Here is a 21,444-nt window from a genome sequence, read left to right as displayed (position 1 = left end):
CTACTTTCCTGTACGACGGCATGTCCACGCTCCCTTCCGGATGACCAACTGGGGGCCACCGAGGAAGGGGAGGTGTTGAGCCTTGTAGAACTGGAGCTGGCGGTAAAACCATGTATCCGGGCGGCCGCGTTTCATCTTCCGGAGGATCCGGCTTGCCACGGTCAAGCCCAGAGCTCCACCTACAAGAGCGCAAGCGATGAAGAGAGCTGGGTTGCCGAACAAGAACGACACGGGGATGCCCAGAATCACGCCGGCCCCTCCACAAGCACCGACCGTTCCCCACATTTCATCCGCAGTGAGACCTCCCATGACGATGGGCTGCCTATTAAGGTTGTGGGGAAGGAAATCGAGCGTTCCATCCTTCAGGTAAGTGGTCTCAGCCATATCGCATCACCAGTTAGAGGACGCCAGTAGCTTTGGTGACCATGAAGATGCCGACGCCGATCAGGCAGATCCCGACCACAGCGGTGAGCCCCAGGTCTCGCCACTTTTTCTTGCCCTCATGGATATCGTGGTAAACGCCGTAGGCATGGGAGGCGACCCCCACCATCATGGCTCCGAGCAGGAAGAGACCGATCAGCATGAAACCGTCGTAACCGTAGTTCTGGATGGTTTGCAGCCAGCTGGTTCCCTCGCCGCGTGTTGGGGCTTGTGCTCCTGGTAATGCGGCAGCGGCAATGATTGGGTGCAGGCCCATAATCAATGCGGCGGCGCCGGTGAGTGACTTGGTGATGGTGCGGATAGACATCGGTTAGCTCCTTGGCTAGCTGAGAACGAGTGTGGCGAGGATCAGCAGCAGGACGATGACCTTGACGGTCGACGCGGCTGCAATGTTTCTGTCGATGTTCTGAGTCGCCCAGCCCCGGTAGATGCTGTACAGCGCCCAGGCACCCCACAGGGTCGACAGTGCGATGACGGTGCCTACGAACAGCACGGTGCTGGCCTGGGGGGTGACCCCGCTTGCAGCGTTGAAAGCTGCGACTTGAGTGCCGCTCATGCTCATGGCATCCGCCCGCCGGTGAGGGTGTATTTCCCAGCCAGCTCTGCCGGATCTCGCGGCTGTGCGCGACTTGGGGTCAGGTATTCTTGCAGGCCCTGGCGAACGCGCTGGATGTCGCCAGCCAGACGTTCATAGTCGAAGTAGTAGCGCTGGCCAGGTTCGCTGGCGATCGTGGCGCTGCGCCGCGCCGAGTCCTCCAGCGCGTTCAGCTGCCGGATCATCACCTCGATGTTGGCCTGTTCTGATGCACCGGCCGCCTGAGCGCTCGGTATTAGTGAAAAGCCGCCGCTGACGCTGATCAGCGCGCCAAGCAGGATTCGGCGAGGAGATACAAGGAGGAGGGATGGCTTGTTCACGGCTGGGCTCTGGGGCAACTGACTGTGGGCGTCAGAATGCCGAGACCAGGTGGAGGGGCGCCTCAAGAAATACTTATCTGAGGTCCGTAGAATTTTTTCTCTAAGCCGGTCACGCTTTGGTGAAGTGGATTGATCCACTTTGGTAGGGCGATTGAACGGCCCAGACCGATTACAATGAGCCGAAGTTAAGCCAAGGAGTAGGCATACGGGAAAAACTGATCTGTGGGGGAGTCTTATGCCGCGGAAAACCACCAACTCGCCGGTGTTTGAAGCTTGGGTATCGGACTTTCTGGGTGCCCGTTTCCGAGATGAAGGTTGCTACGACAAAGCGGTTTTGGCCGCCGAGATGCTTCAGCACCGACGAGAGGTGAGCTCAGTGGAGCTGGTCGAGATGGTCAGGAGGGCCAACGCCATGTTGGCCCTCCTTCCAGGGCATGATCATGAAGCCTAAAGCGCCTGATTGGTCAGGCTACTGACTCGCGCTTGAAAAAGAGCAGATATCCGACCGGCATTGGGAACCCGTAGGACCAGGCCTGGGCATTTTGATTGCCCACTTTGATCTCGCCCCGGCACACTGGCTGGGTGCTGACGAGTTCCCAGCCTTGGGCTCCGAGCTCGAGCATCTTCTTCTGCAGTTGCTCCTCTTCTGCCAAAAGAGACGCAACATCGGGCTCAAGCGTCTGTTCTGTGCTCTTAAATATCCAAGCGCCGCTAGTCGCGTTTTTGAATGGAATAGCGACATAGTCAGCGCGGTGTTCGAATTTCTTGCTCATAGTGACTCCTTTATTTAATCAGCCGCGCGCTTGACGCGCTCCTGGGGCGAGAGCGTCCACGTAGCGTTCCATGATGGACAGCACCAGACTGTTGATGGCGAGGATCTTCATCGCCCGGGTGACGGCAACGTACAGGAGGTTCAACTCATCATCTCGTCGACCTGGATCGATGTCAGGTGAGAGCGGGTCCGACGTGAAGTCGTCGAAGAGCCCGACGAAGTCCCACTCCAGGCCTTTCGACTTGTGGGCAGAGGTGAGGGTGATAGTTGCATCCAGCTCTTGGTCCACGGTGCATGAGCGCAGGGCCAAGATTCGCTGAGGCAGATCCGGATACATGTTGATGATCTTGATGGACCGGATCATCTCGCTGTCCTGGCTAACCTCGGCGATTTCCACGTACTGGCCATAGTCTCGGTAGTCACGGAGCAGCTTTTTGTTCTGGACCAGATCGCGCTGTTGGCGACTGAAATAGAACAGATCCTCGAGGTCGCGTACTGAATAGCTGTCAATGCCGCCAACCCAGTAGATTTTGGGCTTCTCGGTGACCAGGCACAGTGCGTTTTCAATCACCCCGATAACGGTCCGATGAATGTATGTCCTGTGCGGCAGCCCGGCCGGCAACGCCTTCTTCACCAATGTCTTCTCGCCCAGTCCCTGCAGCTTCCTGGTTTCTCCCTTGTAGGACAGGATGATGTTGGCGACATGGGCGACTGCAGGCCCAAATCTGAAGCTCTGGGTCAGGTAGTGCTTCTCCGCCCCGGCCATCCAGCTGGCATTTAGAGCGTCTTCCGCCCCTCGAAAGCGATAGATCTGCTGATGACGATCACCCACGGCCACCTTGCGAATACGCTGAATGCGCACAATGTCAGCGATGACGGGGTTTACGTCCTGTCCCTCATCGAGCAGGACACAGTCGAAGCGCTGGCTCAGGTCGGGTTTGCTCAACTGGTACAGCTTCAGGTATCCGTCATGCGTGATCTGCACCGCTGTGTCCTGCAGGTCAGTCATGCGCTTCCAGATGCTCATCGCTGCTACCAGCGCCTGGTTCAGGTAGCGCTCCTGGGCGGAGGTAAGCATCGGGCGGTCACGGAACCGTGGAAAGTGGCAGCGCTCGATCAGGTCGTCGGCGCTGGCCATATAGTTGTTGAGGGTGGTTAGCACGTCCCTGACCAGCTCCCAGTCCTGCGTATCAAGCGCTCGGGCGATATCGGTCAGTCGCAAGTTGTTGGTCTGCTTATGGCTGAACTGTGTGCCATAGACGGCGTAGGCCAGGCCGTGCGCAGTTTTGTTCACCACGTTGCGCGGAAATCGGCCACGCGCGGCGATCTCGACCGACTTGTTGTAACAGAGATAGAGAATCCGCAGACGGGTGTGGTGTTGCGCGTAGCCCACCAGCGTTGTGGTCTTGCCACTGCCAGCGCCGGCCTGGATAAGGAGTTTCGGGGCTTCCGACTGGATGATTGGCGACTGCTCGTGTGTCCATTGCATCGTTCTCTTCCTCACAAATACTTCTTGAAGCTCGCGGCCGTAATGCTCACGGACACCCCGAGTAAGGCAGCGCAGGGGAGTAGTACCAGCAGTGGGCTGATGCTGATCGGGAGCGCCAAGTAGAAAGTCCAGGGGAAAATGGCCAACGGCAACATCGTTGCCCGGGCCTTGTGGTACAGGTAGCTGGACTCTCGGCCGGCACCAAATTTACGGAGGTCTCGCCGCACCAGCCCGTCGACCAGGCCTGTGAGTGCAGCCATGGCAAAAAGCGGTACCGTCATCAGCAGCACGACCAGGCGGACGCAAAACACCAGGACGGTAAAGAGGGCAGCCAGGGCATAGTTCTGTACCGTTGTGACGCTCTGCGCGGCCCAATAGCGCATGTCCAGCTCGTTACGGGGACCGGCTTGAGCGATCGACTCCATGCTCTGGACCCAGCTAAGCATCCCGGTCTTCACGACCAGCCAGTCGTAAGCTTCAGTGACCAGCCAGGTCGCGGTGCGCCCGGGTTCTTGGACGACAGCGCTATGGACCAGCCCCTTGGACAACCAGCCGACCTCGCTGACCAGCATTTGCTGACCGTGCCGCCACCCGGCCTCTGGCCAGAAGAAGTACAGGCATACCCAGTCGACCACGATGGCGAGGAACAGCGAGCTGAACATTACGCCGATGAAGGTAATCGGGAACCAGAAGATCTTGCTGAACAGCGATTCCTGTCGCTCTTGCTGCTGTTCGGCCTTCTTTGATACGTCATCTGCCATTGGCTACACCTCAAGCTGCATCATCGGTGGCCACCTGGCGGAAATCTTCAACCAGGTCTTCGGGCAAAGCTGATTTCAGCTCTTGATAGCCAGGGGCTTCCCACCAATCGTTCGAGGACGCTGCCGATCGCCGCATGCCGGCGGCCAGCTCCTGCAGGTTGCCGGGCATGACCTCATCTGGGTCGTTCGCGGGGAGCGGCATGCGGATTTTCCACAGATTCCCACCTTCGATGAGCGCGAAGGCCTGTCCCTTCGGCAGTCCCACCACGTGGGCCGGCTCAATCATCGGCACACTCGCCAGCTGCACCTGGTCGTGCGAGCTTGAGGTGAACGCGGTTTTGCCGTTGACCGAGTCGTTCGCGCTGCTCGCCGGCGTGCTGTTGTAGATCTGCACTTTTGGTAGCTGGTTGGTCAGCAGCTCAGCGGTCGCGGTTTCTCGAACACGCAACATGAATAGGTTGTTGAAGTTACCGATCACCTGGCCGGCTTTCGCCTTCGAGCCGATCTTCGCTTCGATGTCACTCATCGTCTGGGTGTAGGCGGTGACCTGGATGCCGGCACCACCGGCCTTATTCACCATCGGGATGAATTCGTCCCCGATGAGCTCGTTGAACTCGTCAGCGTGGAGGTTGATGCGTACCTTGCCCCCAGCCATATGCCCCGGCAGGCCGTCGTCGATGCCGTGCTTGTAAATGTGGCCTGCAACAGAGACCAAGTCACTGAACATCGAGTTGCCCACGGCCGCACTGACTTCGGTGTCGGATAGTGCATCGAGGCCAACATATACCACGGCGCGTTTTCGGATCACTTGCATCCAGTCGAAGATGGGACGCTCATCGGCGAGGTCCAGGTAGTCGGGGGCAAGCAGTTCAGCGATACGCCCAGTGGTGAGCTTTTCCAGGAGTGGCAGCAACGATGCGACGATCTTGTCGAAATAGGTCTTGTCGTAGCGGACAGCGCTGCGCAGGCCATCCATAACCGAATCGTTGATGCGCTTCTGGGTCAGGTACATGTCGATGGCCACCACGCGCAGCGGGCGGTCTTTCATGGCGAAAGACAGGTTCTTGCGATCGATCTTGCCTTCAAGCTCGACAATGGTTTGCCAGGCCTTCGGATCATGTTCAGCGAAGTACTTCTGTGCGTACTCAATGAACAGCTCGTCGATATTGATGACGTGCCGGCGGATCTGCTCGTAGTCAGGGCGACGGCCGAGCGCGACAAGCGACTGGGCGATGATATTGACGAACCGCCAAGCGAACTCCCGAAATGCTGCAGAGTTACCCTCGCCGGAGAGCTGACCAGCGATGCGAGTGGCCACCTCGCTGATTCGGCCGAAGCGGCCGATGGCGTTGTAGCGAGCGGAGATATCCGGCCATCCCAGATGAAACACGTAGAACTCGTCGAGGCGCCCGGCGCGCTTGCACTCGACGTACATGCGCTTGAGCAGGTCGGCATCGCCCTTCGGATCGAAAACGATCACGACCTCGTGGTCGGCCTGTTCCTCTACTCGCCGGCGCCGGCTCCATCGATGGGAGGTTTGGCTCCGTCGCCCCATGCGGACTCGCGGCCCGCGGCGATGCGTTCGGCGAATGTCCTGGGTGATGAACACTTCCGCCAGGCGAGTCTTGCCTACCCGTGTGGTGCCCAGGACCAGTGTGTGGCCCACGCGCTCACCCAGAGGGAGACTGACATTCTGCTCATCTGGTTCGATCCCGTGCAATCTGGGCAGGCCACCCACTGGTGGGAGAGGCCGAGCGGGGTTCCAGTTGGAATCCCAACCAGTGAGTTTTGTGATCAGTTTCAGTGGGAAGGGGGCGAACTCTAGGCGTTCCTCCAGCCAGCGCGCCCGTTCATAAAGGTTCGTCGGTTCGACGTATGCCGCGAACTGAGGGAGGTAGGTGTCGGCCAGGCGCTGTGTGTGCTTCTGAGTCCACCGGAACCCGCGTCCGATGAACAGGCGCTCGTTGCTGATCGGCATTTCAGCGCTGGTCATGGTGTAGTGGGGAAGTCGCCTGAGGTTCGCCTGATACCTTAGGACCCTCCGCGCCTGCAGCAGCCGAATGGTGCCCAGGTAGATAAAACCCAGCGCGGCGACAATTCCAAATAGTGGGGTCAGCGCAAAAGCCCAGGGCGCGCAAATGCAAAGCGAAGCTGCCACATAGCAGACCGCAGTAGTGAAAAGCTCTACCGGCGGCCGGAGCAGAGATTCAAGGGTGTATGTCGCCATCTCAGGTCCTCGCGGTGTATGTCATGGCGTCGACTTCCGCACGCGCTTGCTCAACCTGGTCCGGTGTCAGCCGTTCGGCCAGGCGCTGGGCGAATGCGTGTTCGTTGAGCTCGGAGATTCCTGTCAAGCGAGCACCGTACAGCTCGCTCACATGGCGAACCTGCTCAATCATTTGCTCCCGGCCGGGCCGGTGTAGGGGATGGCTGATGATCAGTGTGAACACTGGCGATAGTCGTGTTGGGCGCATCCCGGTTCTCACTGCTGAAGGGTTGTAGCTGTGATCAGCACCGGGTAGTGCTGCAGCCCCAGGCGACCAGCAATATCGCTGGCAGGTACAGGCATCACCTGCAACCCAGGTGCCCAGCGGCGGATCTCTTGCAGTCGTGCAGCGTTGCTGACATTCACAGCAAGGCCTACTGCCTGCAGGCCTTGAAGTGCCGACAGCTTCTGCTTGAGCCAGGCCTGCGACGTTGGATCATCCCCAACGATGAACATCGGCTGCAGACCTGCTGCGTTGATCACTCGTCCATGTACTGGGCCGGGGCTCAGTTCTGGAGTCGACACCGGAAATGCCCCGCCCGCCCGGACGCCAGTCACAACTGGGGTGGTGTGCGTAGGCTCGGGATCAATGTCTTGGTAGTAGGACAGTGCGGATGAGCCGCCACGGTCCTCCACCACGGTGAGCACCGCTTGCTGATCAGCATTGCAGGGCAGAGCCAGGCTGCTCACGATCGCGAGGGCCAGGGCCTGCACGGCGTGTGATCGCCGGGCGTGGGGATATGTCATGGGGTCACTACCTCGAATTTGATGCCGGTGACCCGGCTAAGATGTTTCGTGAAATAGCTACGGTACTTCGCGGCCGGCGCCCCCCCGGCAGGGCGGTGATACCGCCCCGCAGCATCGATCCAGGTTCCACCCTTAGCCTTTTGTTCAGCCAGGATCTGAGCGGTCACCGCCAGGTTCTTGTATGGATCCAGGCCTTCGCAGGGATAGCGGTAGCGATGCCCGTTGAAGCGAATATTTGTTTGTCCCAGCCCCACGTCGACTCGAGCGGGTCCAGCCTTAACAATCGCTATCATCAGAGCTTGGCAAGCGTCTGCTCGTGTGGCGAAGCGGTAGCCGGTTCCGGCAACATTCAACGTCCAGGGCCACGGCACAAGCTGCCCGCGCAATCGCGTCCCGCTTTCCTGCAGTGCCACCGAATAGAGCACAACGGGCGGGACCCCGTGTCTGATGCCGATCGCCTTGTAAGCTGCTGGCGGATCTTCTACACCCCATGCGTTGCCGGCGAGCAGAACCACCGACAGAACGTAGAGCCGCCACCCGCTCACTGACGACGCCATGATCCATTCACCTGTGTTACGGCGGCTGGCAGCGAGCCACCGAGCCCGAGGCGAACCCAGCGGCCCTGGTCATGATTCAGTGTGATCAGACGGCTTTTAACGCTGGACGGGTCAATACCCGCGAGAATTGCCCAGCGGCGGATCCTTTCATCGTCTTGCTGGCTGCCGACGAAATACAGATCAAACGGCGTCTGTGACGCCTGCAGCCGTTTGACCTGGTTGATACAGGGTAGGCAGTCGTCTTTGACGAAGAGTGCCATGCGCCCGTTGCCCTCCAGAGCTGGGCCGCTCCCGGATCCGGCCTGGCCCGAAGGGGTGGTCGAAATCTCAATGGCTTTGATGCCTGGGAACATGCGCTGGTACGCCTCGTCGTAGGCTCGCTGGTAGGCGAGCTCCCGATCGACTCGTTGGCGCTCTGCTTGGACCTGCAGCTCGGCGAACCGGCGTCGTTCGCTCTCTGATCGGGCCTCGATTCCCAGCGCGGTGAGAGGGTCAAGCCCTGGCGAATACACCCCCCGGGGTCCCTGCATTACCTCTTGATATCGTTCGTACTCCTTGGGGGTCAGTCCCCACTCCTGCGCGGCTCTATCATCGAGCTTGTTCTGGGACAGGGTGCTTTCGCTGGTGAGCTGTTGAACACTGGAGGCGGCCCCTCCAGCGGCGGAAGGAAGCGGCGCGGCCTCAATGCCAATTGCGGTAAACGCGCAGGCGCAGGCGATGGCTCGAACGATCGGTAGATTCATGGTGCTTTACTCATGGCTGGATGCTCAGGGTTCGGGTTGTTCCGCCGGCGTCGAAGGTTGCGGTCCGTTCATCTACAGCCCTGAGGCGCCAGTTGCTGCCGCTGACCACTTCGCCAGGCCGAATCAGGTAGATCTGGCTCAGCCGCGTGCTACCAGTGGGGGCAACAGACAGGAAACGCTCTCCGCCTCGGTATTCGAGGCCGACCATCTGAAAGGGCGGAGGATCTTGCGGGATTGGTGGGGCTTTAACCGGTGCGGGCTTCGCCTTCGGTTTGGAGGAGGTTTTGGGGGCTGGTGCAGTCGCCTGAGCCTGAGGCTTGCTCATTTTCTGCAGTTTGCCGTCGAGCGACTCAAGGTCGGCTTTCAGTACTAGGAGATCGCCCGCAGTCGCGGAAGAGCGAGTGGCTTCAGCTGCAGCCTCGTGGGCCTGCGATGCTGTGGCCTGCACAGCATCGATCCGGCTCGAGAGCGCTTGCTGGCTTATACGGAAGTCTTCCATCGTGACCAGGGGTTTGCCTGACACATTGTCGAGCCGATCGTCGATCGCGCTCACCCTGTTCTGGAGTGCATCGATCGAGACTTTTTCTGCTGCTCCATTCACGGCGCGAGACAGAGTCGACAGCTGGTACTGCTGGAACGCGATGATGGCGCCCAGGATGAGCAGGCCCATAGCAAGGGGCAGGTGTTTTCGGATCGGCAGTTTCATGGGTGTCCTCTCGAAGCCGAGTACACCCTCGCGCAACCATGATCCTGATTCAGCAGAAAATACTTAGCCCGCCGGCGTGGAATTTCTCGATCGATGTCGAAGGGCAAACCCTCTGTTGGCGAGCGCCGGGACTGAAAAGCCCCTCGTACAGTCCAGCGCCCTCTGCCGCCCTCGTGCGCTCACAATGAGCATCATGGAATACGCCGATCCTTCAAAGTCCTGGCAGCCGCGGGTTCCATCTGCTCAGTTTATGATGGCTGGATCTAAAGCGTGGGGTTCATTGATACATTTATTATTGCAGGGAAGTGCAGTGGGCGGTCGATGTTTATCGAGTTGCCATCGGTGTGGGTTTCTACACCTTGCGAGTACATATTTTTTATCAGGGCTTGTGTGCCGTTATCCAGTGATTCCCACCAGCTTGGTGAAATGTAGAAGTTCTCTATTAGTAACACCATAAAGGCCGCCAGGCTGTCGGCTGTTAGTTTCTTGTCCAAGAATTGTCTTATCAGTTTGTTGCAGGTCAAAGAGTGTTCTGAAAGCCAGGATAAAACAATGAAGCCTTTGCCGTCACTAGCGAATGAATTAATGGTCATGTAGTCCGGCATGTCGCCAGGAATGCTTGTTATCTTCTGGGCTTCATATCCATCAAAGTCGAATGTCGGGCCAACTATAGCACTTCCCATTATCGGTGGTGGGGATTCAAGTGTGAATACGGCGTAGTTTAAGTCGCTGTAGTCGCCCGTGACTAACATAGTGTCTAGCTTTGATTTTATGTGTTTTAGGTCGCTTGTTGTTAAGGAGTTATTATTCCCGAGTAAGGCTGATGCATTCTGGATTACGACCTGTTCAGCCAGGCTCTTTCCCCTGTCTAGGATCCTCATGAAATCAAAGGTTTTTGAGGCGTACTCTTTGCTGAAGATCTCTCTGGAAATGCCTCTGTACATAATCAGGAAGCAGTGTGATGGTACAGGCTTGAACGGTTGGTCTTCGATTGTTGAGAATAATTTTTTATCATGGCTGGCACAGAAGCCTGTAAAAGTCGAGGCGCTATTTATACCCACCTCGCTCAATTTTATTTTTGGCGGGATATTAACTTTTAGTTCTATCGATATTTTTAATACGTGCCCGTTTCTAGCTATCGCCTTCAGAGATGAGCTTTTTGAGACGGTGTGGGCATTTATTATCCCGCCTGAGCACTCGTGCTGCAATGATTGCGGTACGCTACATTTTTTATTTTTCTTGAAAGAGCCAAGGGTTTGCAAGACAGTGTGTGCTGCTACAGGTGGTTGGCGATCAATGTCTAGGTGGCAGTGTTTAAACTTCTTCCCAGATTTGCACCAGCAACGTTCATTTCGCCCTGGAAGTTTCATGGAGTTCCTTATTGATCTAGTATGCCGTGTTGGTGATGAATTTTTTGAGAGCATATACACTGGATGCTAATTTATCCAGTTGGCAATGCCAATTAAGTATGCGCGTGTGCTCTCCCAGACCTTAACTAGTTATTCACTTACAGTAAACCCGCCACAGCTCATCCAACCTTGTTGTGAACGACTGGCTCAAGAGCTCTCGACGCATACCCCACTCTGGGCTTCGGGGGACGTTGGCAGACCTCAGTGTGCCTTTGCCGTACCGAAGGTTTATGCCATCCATAACCGACATCAGGCGATCGCAGGCAACTGGCTGCGTTGACGCGAACAGATCGTCAGTGAATTCACCTGGTTGCCGTAGATCGAGCAGCAGCACCTCGGCTTTGCTGTAGCGGTACCCGTCCTGGTAGACCTTCTCCACAGCCTCAGTCGCTGCCCGCGTGAGCAATAGAGTGTCGCTCGTGGGGTAAGGCAGTTCAACCAGCGCCCCTTTCGCCAAATGCAGTTCGTTGGGATTGAACATGCCTGTGCGGATCGACACTCGCATGCGCTTGCACACCGATCCCTGGGCGCGCAGCTTTTCGGCTGCTCGCGCTGCATAGGTCGCTACCGCCTGCTTGATTGGTGTCAGTTCGGTCATTTTCTTACCGAACATCCGGCTGCAGCAGATCTCCTTCTTCGGCGGATCAGCCTCATCCAGTTCGAGGCACGGCGTGCCGGCGAGCTCGCGCGCTGTCTTTTCCACCACCACGCTGAACTTGTCACGCAGCATCCGCGGATCTGCCTTCGCTAGGTCCATGGCCCTGCAGATGCCCATCGCCTCGAGGTGTGCCGTCATCCGCCGGCCAATGCCCCAGACCTCTTTCACCTCAGTGTTGCGCAGTACCCAGTCGCGCTTGAAATCATCAGTGATGTCGACCACCCCACCCGTATGCGCCTGCAGCCGCTTCGCGGTGTGGTTGGCGAGCTTCGCCAGAGTCTTGGTTCGGGCGATCCCCACACCGACAGGGATGCCAGTGCAGCGCAGCACCTTGGCGCGTACCTCCCGGCCGAATTGGGTCAGACTCCCCTGCACGCCAGTGAGATCAGCGAAGCATTTTATCGATCGAGTAGACCTCGGCCGCAGGCACCATCGATTCGATCAGCGACATAACCCGCTCGCTCATGTCGCCATACAGCGCATAGTTGGACGAAAATGCCACGATGCCATGCCGCCGCAACTTCTCCTTGGCCTGGAAATAGGGCTCGCCCATCTTCACGTACGGCTTGGCGTCGTATGACCTGGCGATTACACAGCCGTCGTTATATCTGAATGACCCTAACAGTTAGTTGAGTGTAAGATATTGATTTATAAGCAAATTAACTCCCTAACATTTTTTTGATTATTTTCCTTCGTTCCTGATGGCGATACTCCTCGACTAAGCCTATTTCAGACGTGGCTTCGCAAAGCAGGGCGGCGGATCGCAATCGACGATAGCTTCACTGTATACTTTTGGCTCCGCATACCCCTTGAGCTACAGGAACACCAGCATGACTGTACTCCAAACGCTCTACTGGCAGCCTACGCCGCCTTAGCGCTACGCCCCCTCGCAACAACCTCGCCTCCGCCAGTTTCGCTGGCGGCTGCGTACTGCTGTATGCCCGGTTCTTACACCCAAAGCGCACAGCAAAATAATCCTCACAATTTGAATTCGTATCGACGCGCTCGCCATTTTCCTGGCATGCGTGCGGTGCATTGCTTTGGATATTCTGATGCTACAAACACTCAAACAAACGTGGTTTTCCAACGTCCGTGGCGACGTGCTCGCGGGGATCGTCGTCGCACTTGCGCTGATCCCTGAAGCCATCGCTTTCTCTATCATTGCGGGCGTCGACCCCAAAGTTGGTCTCTACGCCTCATTCTGTATCGCCGTGGTGATCGCCTTTGTCGGTGGCCGCCCAGGCATGATTTCAGCCGCGACAGGGGCCATGGCACTGCTGATGGTGACCCTGGTCAAGAACCATGGTCTTGAATATCTGCTGGCCGCCACGCTGCTGTGTGGCGTGTTGCAAATTGGTGCTGGCTACCTGAAGCTCGGCTCGCTGATGCGCTTCGTTTCGCGCTCGGTGGTGACCGGCTTCGTCAATGCACTGGCGATCCTGATTTTCATGGCTCAGCTGCCCGAGCTGACCAATGTCACCTGGCACGTCTACGCCATGACAGCCGCAGGCCTCGGCATCATCTACCTATTTCCCTATATCCCCAGGATCGGCAAGCTCATCCCATCGCCACTGGTGTGCATCATCGTGCTGACCGCAGTCGCCATGTCGGTTGGGCTGGATATCCGCACGGTCGGTGATATGGGGGAACTGCCGGATACGCTGCCAATCTTTCTCTGGCCTGACGTGCCGCTGACGTTCGAGACGTTGGCCATCATCTTCCCTTACTCGGCAGCGCTGGCCGTGGTCGGTCTGCTGGAGTCGATGATGACCGCGACTATTGTCGACGACCTGACCGACACCCCCAGCGACAAGAACCGCGAGTGCAAGGGCCAGGGCGTGGCCAACATTGCTTCGGGTCTGATCGGCGGTATGGCCGGCTGCGCGATGATTGGTCAGTCGATCATCAACGTGAAATCCGGCGGTCGTTCTCGTCTGTCCTCCCTGGCCGCAGGTGTATTCCTGCTGCTGATGGTGGTGTTCCTCGGCGACTGGCTGAAGCAGATCCCGATGGCTGCGCTGGTGGCAGTGATGATCATGGTGTCCATCGGCACCTTCAGTTGGGATTCGCTGCGCAACCTGAAGAAGCACCCGTTGTCGACCAACATTGTCATGGTCGTCACCGTTGTGGTCGTGGTGGCCACCCACAACCTTGCCTTCGGCGTGTTGGCCGGCGTGCTGCTGGCCGCGATGTTCTTCGCCAACAAGGTTGGCCATTACATGGCGATCAGTTCTTCGCTGGACGAATCCGGCGAGCATCGTAGCTATAACGTCACTGGCCAGGTGTTCTTCAGCTCGGCAGACAAGTTCGTCGCGGCCTTCGACTTCAAAGAAGCCCTGAACAAGGTAACCATCGACCTGAATCGCGCCCACTTCTGGGATATCACCGCAGTTGCTGCCCTGGACAAGGTGGTTATCAAGTTCCGCCGCGAAGGCACCGAAGTTGAAGTGTTAGGTCTCAACGAAGCGAGCGCCACTATCGTGGATCGATTCGGAGTTCACGATAAACCCGACGCCATTGATCAACTCATGGGCCACTGAGAAGGAGAACAACGATGACCCAAGTAATTGCCTGTATCGACGGTTCCACCTCGGCTCCAGCTGTGTGCGACTACGCAGCCTGGGCCAGTCTGAGCCTGGAAGCCCCGCTGACCTTCTTGCATGTGCTGGATCAGCGCCAGTACCCAGTTGCGGCCGACTTGAGTGGCAATATCGGCCTTGGCAGCCGCGAGCATCTGCTCGATGAGCTTGCTTCCCTGGATGAACAGCGCGGTAAGTTGGCCCTGGAGCAGGGGCGGATCATGTTAACGGCCGCGAAAGAGCGGGCCATGACGGATGGTGTGACCGCGCCGGAGTCCAAGCAACGTCATGGCGATCTGCTGGAAAACCTGCAAGAGCTGGAAAGCGAAACGCGCCTATTGGTCATCGGTCGCCAAGGCGAGTCTAGCGGCGGTCTGAGTCAGCATGTCGGAAGCCAGCTGGAGAGCGTGATTCGTATCATGCACCGGCCAATCCTGGTCACCCCGGCCAACTTCCAAAAGCCCGAGAGCGCGATGCTGGCCTTCGATGGCAGCGCTACTACCCGCAAGGGTGTGGAGATGCTGGCGGCCAGCCCCCTGCTGAAGGGGCTGCCGATCCACCTGGTGATGGTTGGGCCAGTGAACGACGAATCGTCCGCGCAGCTGGACTGGGCGCAGAAAGTGCTGCTCAACGTCGGATTCACTGTTCGCGCCGAGACCCTGAACGGCGAGATAGAGCCTACCTTGCACGCCTATCAGAAAGAGCACGGCATCGACCTGCTGGTGATGGGGGCCTACGGTCATTCGCGCATCCGTCAGTTTCTGGTCGGCAGCACCACGACCAGCATGCTGCGCACCACCACTGGCCCACTGTTGCTGCTGCGCTAACGGCCATGGACGACGCCCTCGATCTTGCCCATTTCAAGACCCTACTGGAACAGCGGGCTGCCGAGCTGGATCGGTTGCTGGAAGACGCTGAGTCTCGCTCGCAATCGGTGGAGTTGGATCAAAGCAAGGTAGGGCGTCTGTCGAGGATGGACGCACTCCAGCAGCAAGCGATGAACGATGCCATCCGCAGTCGGGCGCAGCATGAACGCGTCCGCCTCCAGCTGGCCCTCAAGCGTTGGCACGAGGGCGAGTATGGCTGGTGTAACCAATGCGGCGAGTTGATCGCCTCGGGCCGCCTGGAATTCGATCCGGCCACGCCGTTGTGCATCACCTGTGCGAGCCGCGCCGAGTCGGATTGAAACCATGACAGCTCGTGACGTCAGTCCCAATTAACGAGGCTTCTAATGTATTTGATGGCTAAAAACTGGTTGGGCCGAACACAGAAAACAAGTGCCTGGATGTGGGCACTGCTGTGCTTTGTATTGCTTACCGTATTCCAAGTCCGCACCCATCACCTTGATGATCGGTTGTACTTCTGGATCAAGACCCACTGGCACACCGACGATTGGCAGGAGCGCTCTGTGTGGCTGCCTGACTATCGGGTTGAGCTCGATGCTAAGCCGGTTCCCGGTGTGGACAACAACCTTTCGGGCCTGACCTTCGACCCTGACCTGAACCTGCTATGGGCGGTTACCAACGGCCCAAACGAACTATTGGCCCTCAGTCGTGACGGTGACGTGGAAAGGCGCTATAGCCTGGACGGTTTCCACGATGTGGAGGCGGTGTCCTATGCCGGCAACGGCCAACTGGTAATCGCCGAGGAGCGCCGGCAGAGCCTTGTTATCGTGGATGTCCCCCTCGCCGAAGGCAGTAAGCTTTCTCCCGGTCGCTCATTGAGCCGAGACCAGTATCCAGCTCTGACCTTGGCACTTGGCAAGGCGGACAACAAAGGCCTTGAAGGGCTCGCCTACGACCTGAAAGGTGATCGCTTGTTTGTGACCAAGGAGCGTGACCCTCGCCAATTGCTGGAAGTGGGCGGCCTTCGTGCCAGCCTGGCAGGAGGTTTTTCCCTGCACGTGCGCGACCTGTCCAACTTGGTAAAGGACAAGGTATTTGCCACTGACTTGTCTTCGGTCGTCTTCGATCAACAGAGTGGCCACCTGATATTGCTCAGCGACGAGTCGAAACTGCTGATTGAAATCACCGATGAGGGCAAGGTGGTGAGTTTCCGCTCCTTGGCGAGGGGGTTTGCTGGTTTGCTGAAAGGCATACCCCAAGCCGAAGGCGTAACCATCGACGATGAAGGGTATTTGTACGTGGTCAGCGAGCCGAACTTGTTCTATCGCTTTACCCGCGAGACAGACTGACCAGTCAACAAGCTACAGTCAGGCGTGGCCGGGACGCTTGAACTGTTAGCGTGCGATTTTTACGAATTCTGCGGGTTCCCCATCAGGGCCTAGTTGGGCCCTGGTTTCAGAGGGAGTGCGGTGACCTTACCGTTGGCAACCGCCTTCAGCTGAATCATCTCGAATATTAGTCGCTGGTTAACCGAAGCCAGCCGAGCTACCTCCGCTAAAAGCTGATCATTCTCTGCACGGAGCACCCTGTTCTTTTCTTTCTCGCTCATCAACGCTTGATGCTTAGAGTCTCGCTGGGCTCGCACCGACTTGCCAACGATGTTGCGAATCCTTTCCGCTATGCTTGGGTAAGTGTTATGGATGAGTCCCGGAGTCACACCTGCGGCACGGGCAACGGATGTGATGGAAAGCTTTCCGTCACCAGCAATGAGATCGTCGACGACCTTGTTGAGCGCGGCGAGTGTCTTCGACCTGGAGCGAATAGGAGAGTCAGGGCCCACCGCCTGTCTAGTCATTTGCCGCCTCCTCCATTTCCTCAACTGGAGAAAGGCCAAGGCTGGTAATTACATCTAGTGCAACCTGCAAGTCGCGTTCTGCGCGCTGCCTAACAGCCGGGCCTGCATCCTCAATTTTTATCAGCTCTCGCTGTTGAATGTAGATGTCCTGCCAAGTGCTGGCGAAGACTTCATCGATCACCGAATTTTTGCACCCTGGACACCGTGTGGCTTCGTATAGACCAGCACCTCCGCAGCCCCGCTCTGTGGCGATGCACCAGCCGTGTCCAGTCGCACGAATGTTGGCATGTGGGGCGGTCTGGGCAAGCAAAGCAGCTCTATCCTTGATTGGAATTGCCCGCAATTCCACAATCTTTTCGCCAGCGCCCCCTGCCAGTGGCTGATCATCGAGCCATGATTCGATCAGGTCAATTTTAAACTCTGTCATCTGCTGGAAGATCTCATCAAAGAGAGTCAGGTCTTGCTGCGGATTGGATGCATAGAGTTGGGTCATACTCATGCTGCTGTGTTTGAACTGCCATTTGAGGTAGATCAATGAAGTGCGGCCCATACGGGATTCTACAAAGCATCTTGCATATGTTCGCCTGCATTGATGCGTCCTCAACGGCCAATCGCTTCCAGCGGCTTTAGCTATACGGTCAAACGCAGCATTGGATGCTTGCCCGCTGAGAGCCTCAACATGATGGCTTTCCTGAACTTTCCCTCCTTGTGTGTTTCGTCCCAAAAATAGTTTATTCGCGTCTTTTCGGGCTTTTTCGAGCCTAAGGAGATGTTCAGTTGAATACGAAAAATCCCGATTGCTTGCAAGCTGTCTAATCTCTTCATCCAGCTCTTTTCTGATGGGTGCTGAATATTTTGCCAAAAGACTTAAAGCTTCAATCGTTAGTTCTGGCACAAGATATTCGACTTGGCCTTTACCTGTCTTGTGCTCGACTGTGGTCACCCAGCAAAAATTAATTCCATTTCTTAACTCTTTGCGCCAAGCGCCAACCTCAATTCCAATTGCCTCGTCATTGCGCATGCCGCTAGTGATTGAAACTATATACAGAACAGCATCTCTGCAACGAATTGCCATCCGTTCATCACTAGGATGATATCCAATACCATTGACTGCCAATTCGGCCTTCATCTCCCGGACAATGCTTTCGCAATAGTTGAAAATCCTAGATTGTTCATCATGAGGAATGATATCTGTTCGCCCGACGTTTTTAGTGGCAGCACCCAACCCTTTTACATTCGCGACCCCACAAATCCGCCACAATGTCGAATTACCCCAAGGATAACTCTGAATGGGAAACATCGTGTCGACAGAAAACACCCAAAGAAAATCAATAACCCGTAATCGCCCATACAGCGGGAGAGGCCTTAACTTCAATTCATATTTGCAATGATGAACGTAATTGCTGACATGGATCGGACGGACATCTGCAAAGCTTGAAACTCCTAGATTGTTTAACCAGCGAACAAAAGGCATCACGCTGACGACGGCGAAAGTAGTAATGCCCCGTGCGATAGGAGGTTTGGATCTAGGCATTCCTCTTTTAAACCAAGCATAAGCAACAGCTTTGCAGTCATCAATAAGCGCCCGAGGCATGCCCATATCCCAGTTGATGAATTTATAAGAATGAGCAATATTGGCCTGATCAAAAAACGGGCGAAGATCCCACTGTGCATCGCCAAACCTGCTAAGAACGAAGGTTTCTCCATCTTCATTAACGATAGCGCTGATCACGATTGCATCCCGCTCTGCGGGACTTAGACCATTCGCTGAAACTGGCTGTGCGATGAGGACATCATATGCCTTTAACACCGCATTCGTGGTTCTTATGCTCAAATTTCGCCGCCCAATTTTTTCTTCATGAACTCGATTTTTTTAGCCCAGAACAAGTGCGGAGATGACTCAGCCTGAGCCCTTGCTTGCGAAACCAATGCAAGATCAAACTTCTGGGTGAAATCATCTATCAATCGAATATAGTCAAACTGACGCTTGCGCCATGCGCCCCACTCGTCCGTGAGAAAGTATTCGACTTCTGCATACAAGAATTGTTGGTAGCTGAACAGCCGGTATAAGTCCTCCAAGGTGCCTACAATTGCATAGCTAGGGCAACCGAGGCAGTGGATGAATTCAGAACAATGATTGACGCCATCCTTTGGTGCCAGACTACCGTAAAGGCTATCTTTGCAGCCGCCTGGTGGGGTTGGTATAACGTTTATGCCACGTAGTTTGTCCGGAAAAGCCTCCCCAACAAATGTCGCCCCGTCGACCTTGATCTCATCGTTGATTTTCAAATAGTGATTATCGGCGACACCAGGGGTATGACCCATAACGGAGGAAACTTCTATAATGTCGCCACCGCTCAGTTTCCACAAACGGCTTTCCATAGTCTTTCGCAGCCGACTAAGCGTGACATTTAGCCGATTGCCTTGATCATCCTGAAGCGCATGACGCTCACAAATGCTTTTTGCCGTGACATATAAAGCACCGGGTGTAAGGGTAACGATGTCGTTCGAGCGGCCAGGCTGGCCCGAGCGATATAACCACACACATGAAGATATTTCATCAGGTGCCAGTGCTACGAGTGGCTTAGAAATCTCCAGCGCCTTATTGAGGACTGCCACCCCATCCAGGGGAATAGCACTGTACTCATCTAGCAGATTAGTCTGACGGATTGTTTTGCTCTGTGCGCCTTTACCTCGACGTTTGACGGTAGTAATCAACCTGAGATTAGGAATAAATGGGTGAGGCTGTAGGGCATCCCTTTTCATCTCCAAGAGCGGCGTAGTATTGATTCCAGACCTTGCCGCAGTAATTAGTAGCAATACAGCCATCGCCTCCGCGCCATTTCCAAGGAATGTACCCTTATGGATGGCAATAAGATCTGACTTCAAAGCGCCAATCAGCCTTTGCATTTCACCCAAGGTGAGCGGATCTGCATCTTTAGTGCTCTGCGAATTATTAGGAAATGGATTGAGGGGCAAAAGATCGTCAAGATTAACTTCAATAAATCCATATTCAGCCAAAACAACAACTAACGACTTGAAGCTAGTATAGTAATTCTTGGCTGTCGAGCCGTTAGGGTATTTTAGCCTCAGCCAAGAGATGTATCGATCCAAGTGGCTTTTGGTAAGACTGTTTGGCGTTGCAGGTGGCGACTTGACCGAACCTCCACTCAAGAAATTTATAAAAAATCTCAGCCCGTTCGTAGAGTAACCAATCAAGGTCGTCACTGAGAAGTTTCCTCCTTGTAGCAAAGCTTTGATAACGTGAAGACTTTGAATTGCCCAAGCGTCGAAGCCCAAGCCTAAATATTTCGTATGATCGAGTTGCCTGTGGTTTCTCGGGTTTCTCGGCAGGTCAATCTTGATATCATCTTCGACAGCCTCGAATCCTTTTGTAACCGACCGCATAACCGCCTTGTAGCTTTTTTGCCGAGCCAATGGTGCTACCTCAAATACGCGAAACCGAATCAGTCATAAACATCATGTCAATTTCGTCCTCGTGAGCAAGGACGGATTGGGCTTCAAGCTGGTTTATGAGATGCAAATAGATCATAGTTGTTTGCACATCTGAATGCCCCAGCCTATCTCGGACATACAACAATGGCTCACCTTCAAACTCTTTGCTTTTTCGAAGAGCAAGCAAGGTATAAGTCCCATAGGTGTGGCGTAGCATGTGGGCCCGAACATAGAAACCGCACTTTCTTTCATAGGACTTCATAACGTCCACTACGGAATCTTTTGAATAATGCCTGCCTTCATTAGTCAGCAGCAGCGCGGTAACACGTCCATCACCATTGGACTTACGAACCTCTCGTTGGTGAAGGGAGTAAGACCACATGCTCTCCATCAACGACCATGGCACGTCGATAGTTCTAGGCCGGTCGTACTTGATATGCATGTCTGAAGGATCAAGAGCAACACTGATCATTTGCCTTGGGCGCAGTCCCTTCTTCAACCTGGGGTTGAACACATATTTGAGAGGAAAAGACCTCGCTTCACAGGAGCGAAGGCCGGTACGCACCATGAGGTGGAACAATATCTGGTGGCTTGGATCGGTATCCAGGGCAAGGCATACCTTGACTTGATCCTTGGTCAGGAATTTGGTCAAGCGCTTTCGGTCGCGAACCATCACCGAAACTTTCGTGCTCTCGGCTCCGGGCAGAGCGATATGACTGAGAAGACCGGAATGTTGGGCAACTCTTACCCTTTTCTCACCGAAGGGCAGCACAGTTATCAGGTTGCGCTGCTTAGCCCATCGGTAGAACCTCACGATCAAGGCCAGACGATTGTTCACCGTGCCGGGATCAAGTGCTAATTCTCCGCTCGACCAATCCCTGTACCTCGACAGAGCACTCAGACCGTGAGCCGGGCTTTCCTCGTCCCAGCCCAATCCATTGGCTTCCAGGAAGGCAAAGTAATCATACAGACGCCGTCCATAGGCTTCCCAAGTCAAATCGCTTAGGGCCTCACCTGACTCGATAAGCGTGTGCCAAAGGAAGGATTGAGCTGGCTCGACTGGCCATCCCTCTGACCCAATCAGCAACGGAAAGCCTTCAAAGGATCGACCTGCTAATGCTAGGGAAGGTCTGAAGTAACCCTGTATTTCCGGTCGACTTCAGCCCTCGCTGCTTTTGAAAGCGGGCCGTCGATCAAAATCGACCAGGTAACCCGCTCAGTTCTCCGTTTTTGGCCGCCGCGAGC

21 protein-coding genes and 2 pseudogenes are annotated in these 21,444 nt (G+C 55.8%); 4 read left to right on the top strand and 19 right to left on the bottom strand.

Annotated features, from left to right (window positions below; all coding sequences use genetic code 11):
- The 15 genes and pseudogenes from ACGLHT_RS23880 to umuC form a co-directional block, all read right to left on the bottom strand.
- The gene (locus ACGLHT_RS23880; RefSeq protein WP_023628668.1) at positions 1–384 is read right to left on the bottom strand and encodes a TIGR03750 family conjugal transfer protein; all 384 of its coding nucleotides are present in this window, start codon (positions 382–384) and stop codon (positions 1–3) included.
- A 13-nt stretch (positions 385–397) separates the two neighbouring features.
- Positions 398–697: a TIGR03745 family integrating conjugative element membrane protein gene (locus tag ACGLHT_RS23875; protein WP_230852930.1), complete on the bottom strand. Its 300-nt coding sequence runs from the start codon at positions 695–697 to the stop codon at positions 398–400.
- Between the two features lie 66 nt (positions 698–763).
- Entirely contained in the window at positions 764–997 is a 234-nt protein-coding gene (locus ACGLHT_RS23870; protein WP_371040110.1) for a TIGR03758 family integrating conjugative element protein, read from the bottom strand.
- A gap of 2 nt (positions 998–999) precedes the next feature.
- Positions 1,000–1,317, bottom strand: a complete 318-nt coding sequence (locus ACGLHT_RS23865) for an RAQPRD family integrative conjugative element protein (protein WP_028690570.1) — start codon at positions 1,315–1,317, stop codon at positions 1,000–1,002.
- Positions 1,318–1,820: 503 nt separating this feature from the next.
- On the bottom strand, positions 1,821–2,129 hold the full coding sequence (locus tag ACGLHT_RS23860; protein WP_023628663.1) for a hypothetical protein: 309 nt from the start codon (positions 2,127–2,129) through the stop codon (positions 1,821–1,823).
- Positions 2,130–2,147: 18 nt separating this feature from the next.
- Positions 2,148–3,617 (bottom strand): UvrD-helicase domain-containing protein, encoded by a 1,470-nt coding sequence (locus ACGLHT_RS23855; protein ID WP_023628662.1) that lies wholly within the window; start codon positions 3,615–3,617, stop codon positions 2,148–2,150.
- Positions 3,618–3,628: 11 nt separating this feature from the next.
- Positions 3,629–4,378 carry a TIGR03747 family integrating conjugative element membrane protein gene (locus tag ACGLHT_RS23850; RefSeq protein WP_023628661.1) on the bottom strand — a complete coding sequence of 250 codons (750 nt, stop codon included), beginning with the start codon at positions 4,376–4,378 and terminating at the stop codon, positions 3,629–3,631.
- A 10-nt stretch (positions 4,379–4,388) separates the two neighbouring features.
- Positions 4,389–6,605 carry a type IV conjugative transfer system coupling protein TraD gene (gene traD, locus ACGLHT_RS23845; protein WP_028690567.1) on the bottom strand — a complete coding sequence of 739 codons (2,217 nt, stop codon included), beginning with the start codon at positions 6,603–6,605 and terminating at the stop codon, positions 4,389–4,391.
- A 1-nt stretch (position 6,606) separates the two neighbouring features.
- Positions 6,607–6,777: a hypothetical protein gene (locus tag ACGLHT_RS23840; RefSeq protein WP_152955717.1), complete on the bottom strand. Its 171-nt coding sequence runs from the start codon at positions 6,775–6,777 to the stop codon at positions 6,607–6,609.
- Between the two features lie 83 nt (positions 6,778–6,860).
- The gene (locus tag ACGLHT_RS23835) at positions 6,861–7,391 is read right to left on the bottom strand and encodes an integrating conjugative element protein (protein WP_051555665.1); all 531 of its coding nucleotides are present in this window, start codon (positions 7,389–7,391) and stop codon (positions 6,861–6,863) included.
- Positions 7,388–7,948 (bottom strand): hypothetical protein, encoded by a 561-nt coding sequence (locus ACGLHT_RS23830; protein ID WP_023628658.1) that lies wholly within the window; start codon positions 7,946–7,948, stop codon positions 7,388–7,390. The genes ACGLHT_RS23835 and ACGLHT_RS23830 overlap by 4 nt, the downstream gene beginning before the upstream one ends.
- Entirely contained in the window at positions 7,933–8,691 is a 759-nt protein-coding gene (locus ACGLHT_RS23825; protein WP_023628657.1) for a TIGR03759 family integrating conjugative element protein, read from the bottom strand. The genes ACGLHT_RS23830 and ACGLHT_RS23825 overlap by 16 nt, the downstream gene beginning before the upstream one ends.
- A 10-nt stretch (positions 8,692–8,701) precedes the next feature.
- Positions 8,702–9,397 (bottom strand): hypothetical protein, encoded by a 696-nt coding sequence (locus ACGLHT_RS23820; RefSeq protein ID WP_028690565.1) that lies wholly within the window; start codon positions 9,395–9,397, stop codon positions 8,702–8,704.
- 1,292 nt (positions 9,398–10,689) lie between these two features.
- Positions 10,690–10,779: pseudogene (locus tag ACGLHT_RS23815) on the bottom strand (SEC-C metal-binding domain-containing protein); the annotation flags it as partial.
- 121 nt (positions 10,780–10,900) lie between these two features.
- Positions 10,901–12,068: pseudogene (umuC, locus tag ACGLHT_RS23810) on the bottom strand (translesion error-prone DNA polymerase V subunit UmuC); the annotation flags it as partial.
- A gap of 448 nt (positions 12,069–12,516) precedes the next feature.
- Here umuC and ACGLHT_RS23805 point away from each other — a divergent pair.
- The 4 genes from ACGLHT_RS23805 to ACGLHT_RS23790 are packed head-to-tail and all read left to right on the top strand — an operon-like array spanning position 12,517 to position 16,237.
- The gene (locus tag ACGLHT_RS23805; protein ID WP_028692951.1) at positions 12,517–14,004 is read left to right on the top strand and encodes a SulP family inorganic anion transporter; all 1,488 of its coding nucleotides are present in this window, start codon (positions 12,517–12,519) and stop codon (positions 14,002–14,004) included.
- A 14-nt stretch (positions 14,005–14,018) separates the two neighbouring features.
- Positions 14,019–14,870, top strand: coding sequence for a universal stress protein (locus ACGLHT_RS23800; protein ID WP_028692952.1), 852 nt, complete (start codon positions 14,019–14,021; stop codon positions 14,868–14,870).
- Between the two features lie 5 nt (positions 14,871–14,875).
- Positions 14,876–15,229, top strand: a complete 354-nt coding sequence (locus ACGLHT_RS23795; RefSeq protein ID WP_028692953.1) for a TraR/DksA C4-type zinc finger protein — start codon at positions 14,876–14,878, stop codon at positions 15,227–15,229.
- Between the two features lie 45 nt (positions 15,230–15,274).
- Positions 15,275–16,237, top strand: a complete 963-nt coding sequence (locus ACGLHT_RS23790; protein ID WP_028692954.1) for an SdiA-regulated domain-containing protein — start codon at positions 15,275–15,277, stop codon at positions 16,235–16,237.
- Between the two features lie 89 nt (positions 16,238–16,326).
- On the opposite strand, the gene ACGLHT_RS23785 is transcribed toward ACGLHT_RS23790, so the two are convergent.
- From ACGLHT_RS23785 to ACGLHT_RS23770, 4 genes are all read right to left on the bottom strand, one after another.
- Positions 16,327–16,743, bottom strand: a complete 417-nt coding sequence (locus ACGLHT_RS23785) for a TetR family transcriptional regulator (RefSeq protein ID WP_079384160.1) — start codon at positions 16,741–16,743, stop codon at positions 16,327–16,329.
- On the bottom strand, positions 16,736–18,475 hold the full coding sequence (locus ACGLHT_RS23780) for a tyrosine-type recombinase/integrase (RefSeq protein ID WP_223271185.1): 1,740 nt from the start codon (positions 18,473–18,475) through the stop codon (positions 16,736–16,738). The genes ACGLHT_RS23785 and ACGLHT_RS23780 overlap by 8 nt, the downstream gene beginning before the upstream one ends.
- Positions 18,476–18,573: 98 nt before the next feature.
- Complete coding sequence (locus ACGLHT_RS23775) at positions 18,574–20,181, bottom strand: hypothetical protein (protein ID WP_070087031.1); 1,608 nt, start codon at positions 20,179–20,181, stop codon at positions 18,574–18,576.
- Between the two features lie 10 nt (positions 20,182–20,191).
- Positions 20,192–21,346, bottom strand: a complete 1,155-nt coding sequence (locus ACGLHT_RS23770) for a tyrosine-type recombinase/integrase (protein WP_274120986.1) — start codon at positions 21,344–21,346, stop codon at positions 20,192–20,194.
- Positions 21,347–21,444: the final 98 nt, after the last annotated feature.

Origin of the sequence: Pseudomonas sp. PsB (genome assembly GCF_043658375.1) — a bacterium.
Classification (GTDB): Bacteria; Pseudomonadota; Gammaproteobacteria; order Pseudomonadales; family Pseudomonadaceae; genus Aquipseudomonas; species Aquipseudomonas putida_Z.
The sequence above is the reverse complement of the archived record's forward strand: the minus strand, read 5'-3'. Positions and strand labels throughout refer to the sequence as shown.

Bases quoted from the DNA above. Each gene is read 5' to 3' on its own strand.
- ACGLHT_RS23880 (WP_023628668.1), bottom strand. From the start codon at position 384: ATGGCTGAGACCACTTACCTGAAGGATGGAACGCTCGATTTCCTTCCC.
- ACGLHT_RS23875 (WP_230852930.1), bottom strand. From the start codon at position 697: ATGGGCCTGCACCCAATCATTGCCGCTGCCGCATTACCAGGAGCACAA.
- ACGLHT_RS23870 (WP_371040110.1), bottom strand. From the start codon at position 997: ATGAGCGGCACTCAAGTCGCAGCTTTCAACGCTGCAAGCGGGGTCACC.
- ACGLHT_RS23860 (WP_023628663.1), bottom strand. From the start codon at position 2,129: ATGAGCAAGAAATTCGAACACCGCGCTGACTATGTCGCTATTCCATTC.
- ACGLHT_RS23855 (WP_023628662.1), bottom strand. From the start codon at position 3,617: ATGCAATGGACACACGAGCAGTCGCCAATCATCCAGTCGGAAGCCCCG.
- ACGLHT_RS23850 (WP_023628661.1), bottom strand. From the start codon at position 4,378: ATGGCAGATGACGTATCAAAGAAGGCCGAACAGCAGCAAGAGCGACAG.
- traD (WP_028690567.1), bottom strand. From the start codon at position 6,605: ATGGCGACATACACCCTTGAATCTCTGCTCCGGCCGCCGGTAGAGCTT.
- ACGLHT_RS23840 (WP_152955717.1), bottom strand. From the start codon at position 6,777: ATGATTGAGCAGGTTCGCCATGTGAGCGAGCTGTACGGTGCTCGCTTG.
- ACGLHT_RS23835 (WP_051555665.1), bottom strand. From the start codon at position 7,391: ATGACATATCCCCACGCCCGGCGATCACACGCCGTGCAGGCCCTGGCC.
- ACGLHT_RS23830 (WP_023628658.1), bottom strand. From the start codon at position 7,948: ATGGCGTCGTCAGTGAGCGGGTGGCGGCTCTACGTTCTGTCGGTGGTT.
- ACGLHT_RS23825 (WP_023628657.1), bottom strand. From the start codon at position 8,691: ATGAATCTACCGATCGTTCGAGCCATCGCCTGCGCCTGCGCGTTTACC.
- ACGLHT_RS23820 (WP_028690565.1), bottom strand. From the start codon at position 9,397: ATGAAACTGCCGATCCGAAAACACCTGCCCCTTGCTATGGGCCTGCTC.
- ACGLHT_RS23805 (WP_028692951.1), top strand. From the start codon at position 12,517: ATGCTACAAACACTCAAACAAACGTGGTTTTCCAACGTCCGTGGCGAC.
- ACGLHT_RS23800 (WP_028692952.1), top strand. From the start codon at position 14,019: ATGACCCAAGTAATTGCCTGTATCGACGGTTCCACCTCGGCTCCAGCT.
- ACGLHT_RS23795 (WP_028692953.1), top strand. From the start codon at position 14,876: ATGGACGACGCCCTCGATCTTGCCCATTTCAAGACCCTACTGGAACAG.
- ACGLHT_RS23790 (WP_028692954.1), top strand. From the start codon at position 15,275: ATGTATTTGATGGCTAAAAACTGGTTGGGCCGAACACAGAAAACAAGT.
- ACGLHT_RS23785 (WP_079384160.1), bottom strand. From the start codon at position 16,743: ATGACTAGACAGGCGGTGGGCCCTGACTCTCCTATTCGCTCCAGGTCG.